The organism is Streptomyces virginiae (genome assembly GCF_041432505.1).
GTDB lineage: Bacteria > Actinomycetota > Actinomycetes > Streptomycetales > Streptomycetaceae > Streptomyces > Streptomyces virginiae_A.
The window spans coordinates 18145-34188 of record NZ_CP107871.1; the positions used below are offsets into that span (position 1 = coordinate 18145).

The following is a 16044-nucleotide window of genomic DNA, read 5'->3' on the forward strand; positions in this document are numbered from 1 at the left end:
CGCCTATGGCCCGTACCGCCTGGCTGTGCTGTGGGAGAAGGTCGGGGACCAGGCGGGTGCGAAGCCCTGGCCGGCGTACGACGCGCGATCCAGGGGGCATGGACCGACCTCGGCCTGAAGGGCGGATGTGGGGGTGTTAACGACAGTCGCCGCTCAACATCCGACACCACGCCCCGACCCGCGACGGCGTCGTCCTCGACGGCACCCAGCTCATCACCGACCTCGCCGTCGAGAACCACGGCTTCGGACAGTTGCCCTGCGGCCGCGACGAAGCCACCTACCCGGTCCTTCATTGGCTGGCGCCGCGATGGAAGGGGCTGAAAAGGGTGCTTGGTTCGCGCAGATGAGGTGAGTTCCGTCACTCAGCCTCTGCCCGTGGGGGGAGCTGATGTGGAGGTTCCGGTAGGTAAGAGGACTTTACGACTGACGCGTAACCGATCATGATCGGTCGTCTTCAAGTGAATCTTGTGCACAAGCCGTGAAAGTAGATAGGACAACCCCACTGATCATCTATGTGGGGGAAATACGTGCGCACAGCGCGACCACTAGTACTGCTAGTGGCATTCATCATGGCCTTTCTGGCCGGAACAGAACAGGCCGCACTCGCGGTGGCCCAATGGGGCACTGCTGACACCGGTTCCGGCGCCGGCAAACGGCCTGAGCAGGGCTGGGGATCGGCGCGCGGTCGGGGCCACAGCGCCTCCGGCGACGCCACCGACGCGGCGGCTGAAGGGGGACGCAACGGCGCGCTGAAGGCGCCCGGCGAGCTCCCGCCGGACGGTGGCGCCACGCCGCTGAAACTGGGCCAGGTACCCAAGCCTCCGGCGAAGCAACCGTTCGACAAGGTCGCGGCACCCAGCGTGGCGCCTTCGAAGGGCTTTGCCCCGAAGACAAGCACCGAGGTACTCGCCGAGCGCACCGAGCGCGGCCGTACCTTCGCAAACCCGGACGGCACCTTCACCACCCGTTTCTACGACGAGCCCGTCAACTTCCGAGGCGACGACGGCAAGTGGAAGAGCATCGACACCACCCTTGCTCCCAAGGCGCAGGATGCTCCGAAGGACGCGGGGGGCTCCGTCTGGGAGCCCCGCTCCACCGAGGCCGAGAGTCGCTTCGGCGAGTATGCGGACGCCAAGACGCTGGTGCGCCTCGAAGCCGGTGACCAGGCCGCCATCGCCTATGGAATCGAAGGCGCCGCGCATACCCGAGGCCAGGTCTCAGGCAGCGTCATCACCTATCCGACGATCCGTCCCTCCACGGACCTCGAGCTGATCGTCGGCGGCGAGTCGGTCAAGGAAACCCTGGTCCTCAAGGACGCCCAAGCTCCCACCGTGTGGCGCTTTCCGTTGGCCTTGGAGGGCCTGACGGCGAAGCTCGACGGGCACGGCGGCCTGAGCTTCCTGGACCCGGCGGGCCGCCAGAAGGCCTGGATGCCGGCTGGCTGGATGGAGGACTCGAAGAAGGCGCCCAACTCCAATGAGGGAGTCATCTCCTCCGGAGTCACCTACGAGATTGTCGAAGAGGGTGGCCGTCAGGTCCTGGTCGTCACCCTCGACAAGAAGTGGCTTTCGGCCCCGGAACGGGTGTTCCCGGTCAAGGTCGACCCGTCGGTGGAACGCGCCGGTGCTTCTTCGGGTACCTACGTCCAGTCTCCGTTCAACCAGAACTTTTCCTCTGACACCGTCCTCAAGGTCGGTACGTCCAACGGGGGCGGGAACAAGTCCGCCTCCTTCCTGCGCTTCGACAGCATCAGCAACACGCTGAAGAACGCCTGGATCCACAGTGCCCAGCTTCAGCTGTTCAACAGCTGGTCGTACTCGTGCACGGCCCGTCCCGTGACGGTCCACCCCATCACCTCTAGCTGGTCGGAGACAACGACCTCCTCCTGGCCCGGCCCGGCCACAGGTGACGCCCTGGGATCGAAGAGTTTCGCGCACGGCTGGCGCCCCGAAGGCCAGACCGGTTATCCCTGCGGCGGCCCCGCCTGGGAAGCGATCGACCTCGGTGGCGCCGGTCGGCAGCTGGTCGACGACTGGACGCACGGGCGCAAGCCGAACTACGGCCTGGCCCTCAAGGCCTCCACCACCGACTCCTATGCGTGGAAGCAGTTCGGCTCCGACAACTACCCGAACGGCAAGCCTGCACTCGACGTCACTTGGTCCAAGTACGGCGCTACCTATCAGTTGGGCCAATTCGTCCAGCCGATGACGGCGACCACCGAGGGCACCTTCAAGGTCACGGTCACCAACCAGGGCCAGCAGACCTGGGGCAAGGACTCCAACTTCAAGCTCCGCTACGACCTGTACGACGCGAACGGCAACCTGGTGGGCGGTGACTACTGGAGCAAGATCCGGTGGACGCCCATGCCGTATGACGTCCCTCCGGGCGGAACTGTCACCCTCGACGCGAAGATCGCCCCGCTCACGCCGGGCACGTACCAGCTCGTCTGGACGATGGACGAGTACGGTGTGTCCAGCTTCGCCGCCGACGGTGTCCCCGGAGCGGGCATCCGCTTCGACGCGGTCAACGTCGAGCCCTATCTCACGGGTGCGGCTCCACCGAGCGGTGCGCTGGCCGACACACTTACCCCGACGCTGTGGGTGTCGGCCGCGGACGTGGACAAGTCCCCCAGCTCCCTCACCTACCAGTTCGAGATATGTGAAGTGGAGGGCAAGGACACCCGCAAGAACTGCAGAGGCAGCGCTCATGCCGCCTCTCAGAGCTGGACCGTCCCGTCGGGCTGGCTGAGCTGGGGCAAGACCTACGCCTGGTACGCCTACGCCAACGACGGCAAGGACCAGTCCGCCCGGACCGAGCCCTCGATCCTGAGCACGCAGGTCCCGCAGCCGGTCATCACTTCCCACCTGGGCGGCGCAGCCCCGGGCCGGCGTTTCGACGAGCGGGCCGGAAACTACGCCACCGCCGCGACGGACGCCGCCGTACCCACAATCGGCCCTGAGCTCGCGGTCACGCGTACGTACAACTCGCAGGACCCGCGCAAGAGCAGCGCCTTCGGCGCCGGCTGGGCAACCCGCTGGGACATGAAGGCCCTGACGGAGCCTGACAGCAGCGTCGTGATCACACTCGCCAACGGCAGCCAGGTCCGCTTCGGAAAGAACAGCGACAACACCTACAGCGCTCCGTCCGGCTCAACGGGCGTCCTCACGTCCGCCTCCGGCGGGGGCTGGATCCTGCGTGACGCAAGCGCCGCGACGTACACCTTCGACGCGACCGGGCTGCTCACCAGGATCAAGGACGGCCACGGCCGAGAACAGCAGCTCACCTACGCCGGCGGCAAGCTCACCAAGGCCATGGATGTCGTGTCGAAGCGGGCGCTGACCTTCACCTGGAGCGGGGCACACGTCGCGTCCGTCTCCACCGACGCAGTCGGGCCGGACGCTCCGGCGCTGACCTGGTCGTACACCTACAGCGGTGACCTGCTGACGAAGGTGTGCCCGCCTTCTTCGACGACCGCGTGCACTGTCTATGAGTACACGAGCGGCTCGCAGTACCGAAGCATGGTCCAGGACGCCGGCCCGGTGGCTTACTGGCGGCTGAACGAGACCGAGGGCGAGACTGCGGCCAGTGAGGCCGTCTCCCGCACCGGTATGAACGCCGGGCGCTACCGGGACGTCGGACTCGGCGGTTCCGGTGTCCTTTCCGGCACGGGCAACAAGGCGGTGTCCTTCAACGGCACGAACTCCTACGTGGAGCTGCCGGAGTCGGCCCTGGCGTCCTCCACCGTGCTGTCGGTGGAGCTATGGTTCAGGACGGACAAGCCGAACGGTGTTCTCGTCGGCTTCCAGGACGACCCGCTGGGCACGACGCACCCCAACGTCTACAACCCCGTCCTCGCGGTCGACTCGGCGGGTAAGTTGCGGGGAGCCTTCGCGAAGGCCGACGGTGGCCTCGTACCGATGACGTCCGCGGCCACCGTCACGGACAACGCCTGGCACCATGCCGTGATCACCAGCACGGGCACGGGCCAGACGCTGTATCTCGACGGTCAGGCTGTCGGGACCCTGGCCGGTCCGGTCAGCCACTCCGTGAAGACCTTCACCTACCTCGGCGGCGGTTTCACCGACCAGACGTGGGACGGCGCGGGCACCTCCGGCACCCGCTACTACAAGGGCCTGATGGATGAGGTCGCGGTCTACCACCGTGCCCTCGACGCCGGTTCGGTCCGCGCGCACTACGCGGCCCGCACGGGGGCCTCGAAGTTGGCCAAGGTGACCCTGCCGTCGGGCCGGGTCGCCGGGACGGCCGAGTACGACAGCGACACCGAGCGCGCCACCAAGGTCACGGACGAGAACGGCGGGGTGTGGCAGGTTTCGGCTCCCCGCTACGCATCGGGCTCTCAGGCCTACGCGGACGCCGTCCGGGCCGCCGGCCCGGTCGACTACTGGCGCCTCGGGGACACCAGCGGCGCCGCCGCGGCCGACGAGATATCCGACGGCGGCAACGGCTCCTACCGGGACGGCGTCACCCTCGGCGGGGTCGGCACCTTCCTCGACGGAGACGACGGCGCGGTCACCCTCGACGGGGCGAAGGGCGCCATCTCCGTACCGGCAGAGTCCATCGCCGAGGCCACCTCGCTCTCCGTGGAGCTGTGGTTCCGGACGGACAAGCCCAACGGCGTGCTCCTCGGCCTCCAGGACACCGAGGTCGGTACCGCGCCGACCCTGTGGAACCCGAGTCTCCTCGTCGACGGCGAGGGCAAGTTGCGCGGTCACCTGTGGGATGCCACCGATCCCTGGCCTGTCATGGGCGGCACCAAGGTCACCGACAACAAGTGGCACCACGTCGTGATCAGCGGTGGTTCCGCCGGGCAGTCGCTCTACCTCGACGGCGTCAAGATCGGGTCGAAGTCGGGTGTGGTCAAGCCGCAGACCCTGGTCCACGCCTACCTGGGCGCCGGCTACTCCAGCGAGTCCTGGGACGGGCAGGCGCGTGGCACCCGGTACTTCAACGGCCAGCTCGACGAGGCCGCCTTCTACACGAAGGAACTCGACGCGCAGACCGTCGCGGACCACTTCAAGGCCCGCAACAAGGCGATGAGCGGCACCGGTGACCAGTACCGGGGCGTCCTGACGGCCGGCAGCCCGGCCGGCTACTGGCGCCTGGACGAGACGAGCGGCACCAAGGTGAACAGCCGCGTCGCCGTCCTCGGCGGCGGGGGTACGTACACCAGGACCACCCTGGGCGTCACTGGCGCCTTCGGTCCCGGCGACGGCTCCGCGGTGCAGTTCAACGGCGACGGTCACGCGGAGGTCCCGGGCGTCGGCATCGGCACCGCCGACGTCTCGGCCAGCCTCTGGTTCCGCACCGACAAGCCCGGCGTCATGCTCGCCAACCAGTCGGCCCCCATGGCCGGAGCCACCGATGCCTCCGGCAACTGGGTCCCGGTCCTGTACGTCGGTGCCGACGGCAAGCTGCACGGTGAGTACTTCTCCCCCGGGGTACAGGCCTCGAATGCCTCACCGGGCACCGTGACCGACAATCAGTGGCACCATGCGGCCATCACCGCCAAGGCCGGGGTGCAGACCCTTTACCTGGACGGCACCCAGGTCGCGTCGAAGACGGGCGCGCCCATCAGCCACGAGACGAACAACCGCACCTACATCGGCGCGGGTTTCGCCAGGAACTGGCCGTCCGCCCCGGCCAATGTCAGCTACTTCACCGGCGCGCTCGACGAGGTCGCTGTCTTCCGCCGCGGCCTCACCGCCGACGAAGTAGCCGGCCAATACGCGGCAAGCACCATGTCGGCGTCCTCCTCACTCACCTCGACGGTGACGGTCACCGACCCCACCGGGGCGAAGACGACCAGCACCTTCGACGCGGTCCGCGGACAGCGGCAGGTCGCCTCGACGGACGCGGACGGTGGTGTCACCACCTTCGCGTACGACAGCGGCGGCTTCCTGCACACGGTCGCCGACCCCAACGGTCACGCGACCACCACGGGTCACGACGAGCGCGGCAACACCGTCTCGACGACGACCTGCCGGGACGCCAACTCATGCTGGACGTCGTTCGCGGAGTACTACTTCAATCCTGCGGATCCGCTGGATCCGCGCAACGGCAAACCCACAGCGATCCGCGACGCGCGCTCCACGGACGCGGGTGACAACCGCTATCGGACGGCCACGTCCTACACCGCCCTCGGCCTGACCGACACCGTCACGCTCGCGGACGGCCGTACGGCGTCGACCACCTACACCACGGGCTCCGAGCCCGCGGTCGGCGGCGGCACCACCCCGGCCGGCCTCATCGCCACGAAGAGGAGCACCGGCGGGACCACGGTCGCGTACGGATACTTCGCCAATGGCGACCTGGCCAAATCGACGGCGCCCTCCGGCCTGGTGACATCGCACACCTACGACCGCCTCGGCCGCGAACTGACCGAGACCCAGATCTCGGACACCCACCCGGACGGCGTAACGACGTCATACACCTACAACACCATGTCCCAAATCTCCACGGAGACCGGGCCCGGCATCAAGAACGAGATCACCGGCGTCACCCACACCGCAAAGGTCTCCCAGACCTATGACGCGGACGGGCAGCTGCTCACCGAGTCGACGCAGGACACCACAGGCGGAGACACCACCCGCACGACCACCTACCGCTACAACGCCCTCGGCCTGAACGAGAGCACGGTAGACGCGGCGGGCAACGAATCGACCTTCGGCCACGACGCGCTGGGCCGGGTGATCCGTGAGACGGATCCCGCGGGCAACGTCGTCACGCACGCGTTCACCCAGCGCGGGCAGCTTGCCGAGTCCGTCCTGAAGGACTGGACGGGCAACCCGACCGGTGGGACCCGTGACCTGGTCCTGGTCTCCAACGCGTACGACCCGGCGGGCCGGCTGGCCTCGACGACGGACGCGATGGGCGCCACGGCCACCTTCACCTACTACGACGACGGCCTGAGGGCCACGACGACGGCGAAGCAGGTCACCCAGTCCAACGGCTCCAAGAGGGACATCGTCCTGGAGTCGATCACCTACGACGGCGCGGGCAACCTCACTTCGCAGACCGCGAGCGGCGGCCGCACCACCGTCGACACGGTCGACGCCACGGGCCGGGTCACCCGCTCGGTGTTCGACCCGAACGGCCTGAACCGCGTCACGACCGCCGTCTACGACGGTGACAACCGGATCACCGAGCAGACGCAGTCGATCGACGCCTCAGGCAAGAAGCTCACCTCGACGACCGAGTACGACGGGGTGGGGAACCCGAAGAAGGCGACCGTCACCGACGGCGCCGGAACCCGGGTCACCTCGGGCACCTTCGACCAGCGGGGCCTCCCGCTGACCCAGGTCACCCCGCGCGGCAACACCTCCACCAACCGCTACGACGCCCTCGGCCGCCTGGTCGAGACGACGGCGCCGCAGGTGCAGGCCGAGGAGAACGGCGGTGCGGCCACGGCCGTCGCTCCCCAGACCCTCACCGCGTACAACACTTTCGGTGAGGCCACCGAGACGCGCGACGCGCGCGGCCTGGTGACCCGTGTGGAGACCGACAAGCTGGGCCGCCCCACGGCGGTCACCGGGCCCGATTACACGGCGCCGGGCGCCGCGACGCCGATCACGGCCGTCTCACGGACCACGTACGACGAGCTGGGAAACCCGGCCTCCACCACCGACCCTCTGGGCCGCGCGACACACTTCGCGTACGACCAGATGGGCAATCTGATCCGCAAGACGGACCCGGCCATCGCCGGTACGCAGGGTCTGAAGGCTCCGGGTGCCGCCACCTTCGACGGCACTTCCACGGACCTGTCGGGTGGTGGCGTCTCGACCTACACCTGGACCCCGACCGGTCTGCCGCTCTCAGCGACCGACCCGACCGGAGCCCGCACCGAGTCCACCTACGACGAACTGGGCCGCAAGCTCACCGCCACCATGGTGGAGCGCAAGCCCACCCTGCAAAACCTCGTCTCCCGCTACACCTGGGACGACGCGGGTAACCAGACCGAGTCCACCACCCCCGGCGGCCGCCACACCACCGCGGCGTACAGCACTGCCGGTGAGATCCTGACCGTCACCGACCCGCTCGGGGGCGTCACCCGGTCGACCTACGACGGCCTCGGCCGCCCGGTCGAGAACAAGGACGCCACAGGCCGCAAGACGGTCACGGCCTACGACGTCCTCGGCAAGCCGGTCTCCGCGTCCGACTACGGGACCGGAACGAGCGTCCTGCGCTCGATGTCCTCGGAGTACGACGCCGACGGAAACGTCACCGCGTCGGTCTCCGCCACCGGGGCGCGCCGTACATACACGTACGACGCGCTCGGTCGGATGACCAAGCAGGTCGAACCGGTCACCGCCACGGACTCGATCACGACGACGTTCGGCTATGACGCGGCGGGCAACCGTACGCGCCTGACCGACGGCCGCGGAAAGGCCACCTACTACACCTTCAACACATGGGGGCTGCCCGAGTCGACGATCGAACCCAGCACCACCGAGCACCCGGCACTCTCCAGCCGCACGTGGACCAACGTCTACGACGCAGCAGGGCGGGTCGTCACGGAGCTGCTCCCCGGTAGCGTCAAGCGTCAGAAGACGTACGACGCGCTGGACCGTCTCACTGCGGAGACCGGCTCCGGTACTGCCGCGGCCACCCGTCCCCGCTCCCTTTCCTACGACCTTGTGGGCCGTCTGACCGGTGTGGGTGGTGACGGCGTCCTCGCGGGCAACACGTACACCTACAACGACCGTGGCCAACTGCTCAACAGCGACGGCCCCTCGGGGACATCGGCCTACGCGTATGACGCGGACGGTCAGATGACCTCCCGCACCGACGCGGCCGGCGCCACGGCCTTCACCTACGACCAGGCCGGACGCCTCAACACCACCACCGACCCGCTCACGGGCACCCAAATACGCAACGGCTACGACGCGGCCGGACGCCCGACTGCAGACGAGTACGCGCGCCCCGCCGGCGGCGGCACCTTCACGATCGGCGCGAAGCGCTCGTACACCTACGACTCCCTCGGTCGGCTCACCGACGACAGCGTCAACAAGACCGGCACCGGCGCCGGGGTCCAGGGCTCGGCCTACGAGTACGACCTCGACAACCAACTGGTCAAGAAGACCACCACCGGCACCGCCGGGGCAGGCACGGAAACGTACGCGTACGACCGCGCCGGCCGCATGACCTCGGAGACCAGCGGCGGGACCACCACCGCCTTCGAATGGGACAAGTCCGGCAACCTCACCAAGAAGGGCGACGTCACCGCCACCTACGACTCCCGCAACCGCCTCCAGACCTGGGGCACGCAGACCTACGACTACTCCGCCCGCGGAACGGTCCAGACGGTCACCGACGGCGCCACCAGCCGGGTCATCAAGTCCGATGCCTTCGAGCGCACGGTCAGCAACGGCACCAGCACCTTCACCTACGACTCACTCGACCGCGTCCTGACCAACGGCTCCGCTGCCTTCAACTACGACGGCGGCTCCAACAACCTGGTCAAGGACGGCACGTCCACCTACAGCCGCACCCCCGGCGGCACGCTGCTCGCCAGCGCCACCACAGGGACGGCGGGCTCCGCCCGCCTCGCGGTCACCGACCAGCACACCGACGTGGTCGCCGGCCTCACCGCGGACGGCACCGCCGTCTCCGCCTCGCGCGCCTACGACGCCCTCGGCAACGTGACCGCGTCCTCGGGCGCCAACCCGTCGCTCGGCTACCAGTCCGGCTGGACAGACGCCTCCACCGGCGAGGTCAACATGGCCTCCCGCTGGTACCAGCCCGCCTCCGGAGGCTTCACCAGCCGCGACACCTGGCAACTCGACCCCAACCCGTCAGTCCAGGCCAACCGCTACACCTACGCCAACGCCAGCCCGCTCAACGGCACCGACCCCACCGGGCACTTCCAGATCGAAGGCGACCGCTACACCGCACCGACGATCATCCCGAACCTCGGGAGCACACCCGGGAAGGCGCCCACTCCGCCTCGGTTCAGGGGTAAAGGAGGAGGAGGAGTAGGAGCCCTGGTGGTCATAGGCGTCGATATAGCCCTGGGCGATTACGGAACGCCGCGCAGGCAGATGAAGACCTTGGGTCCCAGAACGCCCTGGAACCTGGGCAGGAGTGGTCGTGCCTGCAGCCACTGGATGTGCGGCGTCGGCACGCCCCCCAGGGGCACGACCGTAACCACGCCGGACATCGGATGGGCCTGGACCGAAACCAGGGCTCGAGGCTATGGATCCCCTCCGCCAGGATGCAGGCGGAACTGCACGGTTCCCACTGGCGCACCCTTCCCCGGCCAGCCCGGCCGGCCCAGCCGGCCCGTCCCGCCCCCGATCGACCAGAACCCGTACAACGGACCCCATCCCGTTCCCGCCCCGGACATGCCGGGAATCACACCGGTCTGGACGGCCATGGTCGGCGCGGCTGGACTGACCTCAACCACCGTCAGCGCCGTGGCTGTCACGTCACAGGGCATCCTCGACGGTCTCGCCATCGCAATATTCACACCAGTCATCGTCGGCAGCCCCGATCCGAGGCTCCAGCCTGAACCGGGCGGGAACAACAAGTGGCGTACTCGGACGGACGGCCAATGCGACGACGGCCCCGGAAGAAGCGCCAACGGACATCACGTTTATCTCCCGAGAGAGCGATACTTCGACACATTCACAAGCACTGAACAATGCCGCGCGACAGGCGTCTACGGGATTATCGACAAGCAGGACCTGACAACGAAGGCACATCCCGGCCCTGGCACGGACGTCAGCGATACATACCGACCGCCGGGGTACGATGAGATCAACAGCCAGCATGGACAAAGGGCGGCGAACAATGGACACCTGATCCCGAAGATCGGAGGCGGGTCAGGAACTGACCTGCGAAACCTGGTAGCCCAGTATCGGTGGGTAAATTCTCCTTACATCAGAGACACCGTCGAGAAGGAGATGCGCACCAGCATAGAGGCAGGGAAGAGAGTGACGGTGTCCATCGTGCCCCACTACGATCGATCCGACACCGGAATCCCGACTCGGATCGAATACAACTACTCGGAAGTGGGCAGCGGCGAATGGAAACACTGCACCATCTGGAATAATCCAGGAAAGACTGCCGTAACAACCGGAACGCCCAACTGCCCGCAAAAGAAGTAGGCAATCTCAGTGATCAATGATTACCATCAGGCCGTTGTGGGACTCCTCGGTGAGCCGAGGCATGTATTCGCCAATCACGGCACCTGGCAGCCGATCGAGGAATCACTCGGGATGTCGCTGCCGCAGGACTACAAGGACTTGATCGATGAGTATGCACCTGTCCAAGTAAACGGCCATCTGTATCTGGAGCATCCGGCGAACGAGTTTTACGAGCTTGGGACATGGATCGCCGAGACAGTCGAGGATTTCCAAGGAACCGATTGGGAGCCAGGCTCCTCATGTCCGGGATACGAGAAGTCCGGCCCAAGTTTCGGGGGCCATGACGGGATGATCCCTCTTGCCTGTACAGACAGGTCTGAATATGTCTTCCTGGCGCCAGGAATCGACTCCGGACAGTGGCGCATCCTTTCGTGCGGCAGGGATTGGCAAGATTTCTATGAGCATCGCATGGAGTTCTCGGAGTGGCTCTATAGGTATCTGATGGGCGAGGACATGTTCGAAACCGGACAGGGCGTTTTCTATGCCGGCCCTGTCCGGCTTGAAAGCCTCCCCATCGCGGCCGGAGATCGTAAATCCGAGTGGTTCGGGCCGGACAGAGGGATCTGACGGTCCACCCATACAGAACTAAACACCGCAGGGCCGCAGCCGGCATTCCGGCTGCGGCCCTGCGGCTTTTGCCGACCGGAGCATGGGCTGGCACTCGACACCGAAACCCCAGGCCGCGCCTATCACCGCCATACGGCACCCCGCCGCTATGGGACGGCGAAAGGTAGGTCAGGCGCCGATGCCTACGGAGGAGACGTAGGCGTAGGCGGCGTAGTCGGAGTCGAGGTCGGTGATCACGTCGTCCCAGATCTCGTCGACCATCGCCTCGTCGCGGGCGGCCCAGGCGTGGACGAGGTCGGGCCAGATGTACCGGACGGTGATGGAGCGGTCGCTGAGGGGGCGGCTGTACTTGGTGTCGACGTGGCTCTGGTCGACCAGGTAGATCTCCATCCGGCGGCCGCGGCCGTCGTTGTCGAGGTGCCGGACGAGCCAGCCGGAGCGGATCAGGTTGGCCGCTCACACACGTACTCACGCCCGACCAGATCGACGACGTCGGAAGCCTCGGCCAGCCGATTCCCACCGAGAACACCCGCTGACACCAAACCGCTGCCCCTCCTCACACCTGGCGAGGGCGAGTACCAGGAGCACCTCCCCGTACCCGCGCCCGGACGCGGCGCAGCTGCGGCGCGATCACAGGCGGCGGGTCTCCGGCGCGTTCCGGGCGTTGTACTGCGCGACCCCCTCGACAACGTCGGAACAGTCCGCTGGCGGGAAGACATGGGCACGAGCCGGAGCGCCTCGGGGACGTTCACACTCGGATACACCGCCCGGACATACGTCCCGGCCTGGGTCACCGCCAGATCCAGCGTCCCGCCTTCAGGGACGAGCTCGGCGCGACCTGGGCCAGCACCATGCAGCGCCGGAACCTGGCCGTCGACGGGAACGAGCGTCACATCCTCCTCGGTCCCGCCAAGGAGACCCCACCATCGTCTGTCCGGGAGCCCGCCCCGTAGTCCCCCGGCCTGGCCGCAGGTAGCGCGTGCGTGCCGAACCTTCGGCTCGGCATGCAGTGCCTCTACTCGTATGACGGCCCTGTCACGTTCAGGTCCGCCCGCATCGTCGCACGCACCTGGAACAGGACGTCCCAGCAATGGTTGATGCTGTCCTGTGCGGCGTTGATGTCGTCGCCGTCCTCCGCGGTGCCACGAGACAGGCGGGCGAGTATGGCGTATGCCTGGGCCGTACTGAGGTGGGCCTGCCGCAGCTCCGTCAGCACCGTATCCGGCACGATCAACTGGGCCTCAGCGTAGATCTGCCGAAACTCCTTGCGTGCAGTCTCCAGCGCGCCGAGCGCATCGTCCGTTTCGGCCACGCCTCGTTGCAGCGCGTGGACGTGATCGTTGAGGTACGCGAGATAGTTCCGGGTGGTGGCATTGAATGCCGTGTACGCCGCACTCCGAGCCGTCAAACGTTCTTGGGTGCGCTGGTCAGCTCGATCGGCAAGACGGGAGCGCTCCACGCGGTCCCACTCCTCGCGTCGGGCAACGTCGTTGCGTCGCTGTGTCAGCCAGGCCGATCCCAGTGTGCCGCCGACACCTACTGCCGCCGCGAGCAGGCCCACCCAAGCCGCGTCCATCACGCCTCCCCTCGCTCCGGTGGCCAGTGTCCCTGAGGCGAACCTAGTTCGAGTCGAATCCTTCCCGCTCTCGCCAACCAGGCTTCAGGCCGGCGAAACCGGCGGCATGCGACAGCCCGCCGTACTTTCACCTGGCAGCCGGGAGGATGGCCCAGTAGGTGACGGTGTGCGCCAGGATGCGGGTGCCGTGGGCGCTTGCCAGCAGGGTGATGATGGCCACCCCGCGGCCGCGTTCTTCCGGTGCGCAGCTTGTGGCCCAGGTGCCGTGGTTGTCGGTGGGGCCGCCGTCGTCGACTTCGATGTGCAGGGTGCCGTCGTCTTCGGCCTGGTGCAGGTGGAGGGCGAGGGGAGGTAGGGCGTGTTCGAGGGCGTTGGTGACGAGTTCGGAGACGACGAGGAGTGCTTGGTCGATGGTGTCGTCGTCGATGTTCCATGTGTGGAGTGCGGCGCCGGCGATGCGGCGTGCGGTGCCGGCGGACTCGGGGTGGTGGGGCAGCCACCAGATGCGGGGGGCGTTGGCCTGTGTGTGGGTGGCGGGCTGTGGCGGAGCGGTGGGGGGAGGTGCTGTTTCGGTGTGGGGGCTGGCGTCCATGGCAGGGTCCTGCCGGTCGGGTGTGTGAAGAGGTGTGGGCTGGAGTCGGGCTGGTGCGGCTTCGGTGGTCAGCGCAGGAGCTGGTCGAGGACGGTTGAGGCGAGCGCCGCGTCGAGTGCGCCCACGCCGGTGAGGTCGGCGACCGTGATGGCTGCCCCGGGGCGGTCGAGGGGTGTTTTGAGGAGTTCGCCCGCCGCGATGTCGCTGTCCTGGGCGGTGGCCCCGGCACGGACGGCGTGGCCGAAGTCTCCGTGGTCGATGCACTGGGCGTGGTCGTCGGTCGCGATGACCTGTGCGCGGTGGAAGAGCTCGGGCGGGAGCTCGTTCTTGTGCGGCATGTCTGTGCCGATGCCCGTCACGTGTGCGCCTTGGCGTACGTGGGTGGCGTCCAGAACGGGGGTTGTGGCCGCGGTGGTGGTGATGATCATGTCGGCGGCGGCGGCGTCCTGGGCCGCTGCGGGCCGGGCGTTGAGTCCGTGTCGGTGGAGCTGTTCGCACAGGGCGTTGGTTCTGTGCAGGGTGCGGCCGTGGACGAGCACGGTGGTGACGGTGCGGAGTTCGGCGAGCCAGGTGGCTTGGAGGCGGGCTTGTTCGCCGGTGCCGAAGACGGCCAGGGTCGTGGCGTCGGGGCGGGACATGGCGTGGGTGATCAGGGCGCCCGCTGCCGCGGTGCGCCAGGCTGTCAGCAGGCCGCGGTCGTCGAGGACTGCGCGTATCTGTCCGGTGCGGGCGCTGACGACGCAGACCAGGCCGTGGTTGGAGGGGATGCCGAGGGCGGAGTTGCTGTAGAAGCCGGTGGCGATCTTGACGGTGAAGTTGGGGGCGCCGGTGATCAGGCCGGCTTTCACGTGGCAGTCGCCGTCGGCTTCGGGGAAGGCCATGTGCAGCGGGGGCGGCACGCTGGTACGGCCTTCGGCGTGGGCGATCAGCCCGTCCTGGACGGTGTCCAGGACCTGTCGCGAGGTGACCGTCCGCTCGATGTCGGTCAGGTCGAAAACGGGGAGGTTCATCGGCGGGCCCGCATCCATGAGGCGAAGGCGGCCAGGCCTTCTTCCGGGTCGCGTCGGCCGATGCCGATGCGGAACCGGTCGGCGGGGGTGGCGGTGAGTTCGGAGTGGTAGATGCTCGCGGGCAGCAGCAGAACACCGGCTTCCTCCACCAGACGGGTGCAGAACTCCTCCACCCCCTCGGCGCCGAGGTAGCGGGGATAGGCGACGCATCCGCCGTCCGGGGCCTGCCACTCGAAGTCGTCCGCGAACTCGGCGAAGAACGCCTCGAACGCGGGCAGGTTCGCCGCGATCCGGGCCCGGTTGCGGTCCAGGAGCGTGGCGCGGGCCTTCAGCGCGATGCGGGCCAGGACCTCGCTGGGCGCGGAGTTGCAGATGGTCGTGTAGTGCTTGGCGCGCTCCAGACGGGAGCGCAGCTCGCGGTCGCGGCAGGTGATCCAGCCGATCCGGAGGCCTGGCAGTCCCAGGGACTTGGAGGTCACGTTCAGGGACAGTGCGCGCTCGGAGAGGTCGGCGGCCTGGGGCAGGATGCGTGCCGGGTCGTATTCGAGGCCTCGGTAGACCTCGTCGCTGAACAGGTGGATGTCCCGCTCGTCGCACAGCCGGGCGAGCGCGGTGAAGTCGGCCGCGTCGATGATCTTGCCGGTCGGATTGTTGGGGAAGTTCACCGAGACGACCCGGGTGTTGGGCCGTATCGCCGCGGCGACCTCGTCGAGGTCCAGGGCCCAGTCCCGGTCCGGGTCGAGGGCCACCCCGGTGACCTCGCACAGTGCCATCGGCACGGTCTCGGCGGCCTGGTAGTTCGGGGTCACCACCACCGCGTGGTCGCCCGCGCCGAGGAGGACGTTCATGGCCAGGTAGAGGGCTTCCTCGGCACCGGCGAAGCAGATGACGTCGTCGGCGCCGGCGTGCTCGTACGTCTGCGCGATCACTTCCCGGAGTGCCGGGTCGCCGAACGTCTCGGTGTAGCCCAGGGGCAGGTTCTCGAAGGCGTCCCGGTCCTTGTCGTCGGCCAGCGCGAGGAGCTCGCCGAGCGTCATGGTCTGCACGTCGGAGGCGGTCAGGTGATGGCGGGCGGTGAACTCCCACCGCGAGAAGTACGTCTCCAGGCGGAAATCGGGCAGCCGGGTCATGGTG

The 16044-nt window shown here is 67.8% G+C and carries 7 protein-coding genes; 2 read left to right on the forward strand and 5 right to left on the reverse strand.

The window, feature by feature from the left end; genetic code table 11:
* Positions 1-569 precede the first annotated feature (569 nt).
* Positions 570-11126, forward strand: a complete 10557-nt coding sequence (locus OG624_RS00105; protein WP_371638819.1) for a LamG-like jellyroll fold domain-containing protein — start codon at positions 570-572, stop codon at positions 11124-11126.
* Between the two features lie 9 nt (positions 11127-11135).
* Complete coding sequence (locus OG624_RS00110; RefSeq protein WP_371638820.1) at positions 11136-11732, forward strand: SMI1/KNR4 family protein; 597 nt, start codon at positions 11136-11138, stop codon at positions 11730-11732.
* A 168-nt stretch (positions 11733-11900) separates the two neighbouring features.
* Here the strand turns inward: OG624_RS00110 and OG624_RS00115 are convergent, their stop codons facing one another.
* The 5 genes from OG624_RS00115 to OG624_RS00135 form a co-directional block, all read right to left on the reverse strand.
* Entirely contained in the window at positions 11901-12122 is a 222-nt protein-coding gene (locus tag OG624_RS00115; RefSeq protein ID WP_371638821.1) for a hypothetical protein, read from the reverse strand.
* 625 nt (positions 12123-12747) lie between these two features.
* A complete protein-coding gene (locus OG624_RS00120) occupies positions 12748-13308 on the reverse strand; it encodes a hypothetical protein (protein ID WP_371638822.1) in 561 nt (186 codons plus the stop codon).
* Between the two features lie 127 nt (positions 13309-13435).
* Positions 13436-13900 carry an ATP-binding protein gene (locus OG624_RS00125; RefSeq protein WP_371638823.1) on the reverse strand — a complete coding sequence of 155 codons (465 nt, stop codon included), beginning with the start codon at positions 13898-13900 and terminating at the stop codon, positions 13436-13438.
* A gap of 68 nt (positions 13901-13968) precedes the next feature.
* Positions 13969-14910: an ornithine cyclodeaminase family protein gene (locus OG624_RS00130; RefSeq protein ID WP_371638824.1), complete on the reverse strand. Its 942-nt coding sequence runs from the start codon at positions 14908-14910 to the stop codon at positions 13969-13971.
* Complete coding sequence (locus OG624_RS00135; protein WP_161290655.1) at positions 14907-16040, reverse strand: aminotransferase class I/II-fold pyridoxal phosphate-dependent enzyme; 1134 nt, start codon at positions 16038-16040, stop codon at positions 14907-14909. Before OG624_RS00135 ends, OG624_RS00130 begins: the two co-directional genes overlap by 4 nt.
* Between the last annotated feature and the right edge of the window lie 4 nt (positions 16041-16044).

Coding starts and splice junctions, on each gene's coding strand:
- OG624_RS00105 (WP_371638819.1), top strand. CDS start 570: ATGGCCTTTCTGGCCGGAACAGAACAGGCCGCACTCGCGGTGGCCCAA.
- OG624_RS00115 (WP_371638821.1), bottom strand. CDS start 12,122: ATGGAGATCTACCTGGTCGACCAGAGCCACGTCGACACCAAGTACAGC.
- OG624_RS00120 (WP_371638822.1), bottom strand. CDS start 13,308: ATGGACGCGGCTTGGGTGGGCCTGCTCGCGGCGGCAGTAGGTGTCGGC.
- OG624_RS00125 (WP_371638823.1), bottom strand. CDS start 13,900: ATGGACGCCAGCCCCCACACCGAAACAGCACCTCCCCCCACCGCTCCG.
- OG624_RS00130 (WP_371638824.1), bottom strand. CDS start 14,910: ATGAACCTCCCCGTTTTCGACCTGACCGACATCGAGCGGACGGTCACC.
- OG624_RS00135 (WP_161290655.1), bottom strand. CDS start 16,040: ATGACCCGGCTGCCCGATTTCCGCCTGGAGACGTACTTCTCGCGGTGG.